This window comes from Bacteroides sp. LFL-34 (assembly GCF_027257075.1).
GTDB lineage: Bacteria > Bacteroidota > Bacteroidia > Bacteroidales > Bacteroidaceae > Bacteroides > Bacteroides ovatus.
This window is the reverse complement of record NZ_JAPQKZ010000092.1, coordinates 1-1,405: the sequence shown is the minus strand read 5'-3', so window position 1 is coordinate 1,405 and position 1,405 is coordinate 1. Positions and strand designations below refer to the sequence as shown.

The window sequence follows — 1,405 nt, the reverse complement described above, 5'->3', positions numbered from 1 at the left end:
ACGAAGCTCATCCGTTTCTTCAGACATATTGCCGGGCTGTGGCGGTCATTGGACAGTACGGTGGCAGAGCAAGGAAAGGATAAGGAAATACCTCACGCAGACACCTCGGACATCATTGGCAAGAGCCGTTTCAAGATGGCATCGACCCGGACAACCGCTGCCATACCGACGCAAGAAGCCGCCACTTCGGAAAAAGGCATTGAGCTGTCGGAGGAAGAGGCTACTTTTGACGACGGAAACACGGAAACCGTCTCACGCCCGACACAAGTACCGGAGGACAAACTCGATGAAACCTTCACGAGCATCCCGCCCTCGGAACTGGAGTACGGAGAAGATGAACCGGAGGATGAAGAACCAGACAAAAAGCAGGCTTCGGGAAGTAGCTTCGAGGATATTGACATGGCAGTACACACCATACGGAAGGAATCACCATCCGATGAGGAAATGCGACACGCCGGAAAGGTCATGACGGAACTGGACGGGACAGAGCTTTTCACAAGAATAACGGAACGCCTGACCGATGAAGCAATGAGCGAGAGGATTGCAAAGGCGATGGCAGTTTTCGTGGACACGGTGAACATGACCGTGACACAACAAAAGGAAAAGGTGTTCGTGATTCCCGACAACATCGAGGAGTTCGACTTCCGAAACTATGTATAACAACTAAAAAAGAATGGAAATGAAAACGTAAAATGACGACACCCACGCGCACGGCGGTACAAGGTACAGCCAACCCGCAACGGACAGCCCCAAGTCCGTAGAAACAAACGGGCAACCACTAAAACCAAAGTAAAGTAATCAAGTATCAACCGCCCGAAAAAGGACTATCCACCCTTTGGACGGCACAAAAAAGAACAGTTTATGAACAAGAACATCAGACAAAAGTTAATCATCGCTGCGGCACTTATGATTGCCGCAACCGCCTCCGCTTTCGCACAGGGAAACGGTCTGGCTGGCATCAACGAAGCCACCTCTATGGTGAGTTCGTATTTCGACCCCGGCACGAAATTAATCTACGCCATCGGCGCGGTAGTCGGGCTTATCGGTGGCGTGAAAGTGTACGGAAAATTCTCGTCCGGAGACCCGGACACCTCGAAGACCGCCGCCTCGTGGTTCGGGGCTTGTATCTTCTTGATTGTCGCCGCCACTATCCTGCGCTCATTCTTCCTTTAATAAACAATGTATGGCTGAATACCCGATAAACAAGGGTATCGGCCGTCCGGTCGAGTTCAAGGGTTTGAAGGCTCAGTACCTCTTCATCTTCTGCGGAGGTCTGCTGGCTCTCTTCGTCCTGTTCGTCATCCTCTATATGGTCGGCATCGACCAGTGGATATGTATCGGCTTCGGCGCGGCATCGTCTTCCGTCCTCGTATGGCAGACCTTCGCGCTGAACGCCCGGTACGGC

Annotated in this window: 3 protein-coding genes; all 3 read left to right on the top strand. The window is 52.1% G+C overall.

The genetic code is table 11. From position 1 onward, the window contains the following. The coding region (locus tag N5O98_RS26390) for a conjugal transfer protein TraD (RefSeq protein ID WP_269496183.1) at positions 1-660 on the top strand (660 nt) is incomplete at its 5' end. Positions 661-861: 201 nt separating this feature from the next. Next, positions 862-1,173: a DUF4134 domain-containing protein gene (locus N5O98_RS26385; protein ID WP_004311205.1), complete on the top strand. Its 312-nt coding sequence runs from the start codon at positions 862-864 to the stop codon at positions 1,171-1,173. A gap of 10 nt (positions 1,174-1,183) precedes the next feature. Continuing rightward, on the top strand, positions 1,184-1,405 hold a 222-nt coding region (locus N5O98_RS26380), incomplete at its 3' end, for a DUF4133 domain-containing protein (RefSeq protein WP_237472235.1).

Excerpts from the sequence above, each read along its gene's own strand:
- N5O98_RS26385 (WP_004311205.1), top strand. The coding sequence starts at position 862 with ATGAACAAGAACATCAGACAAAAGTTAATCATCGCTGCGGCACTTATG.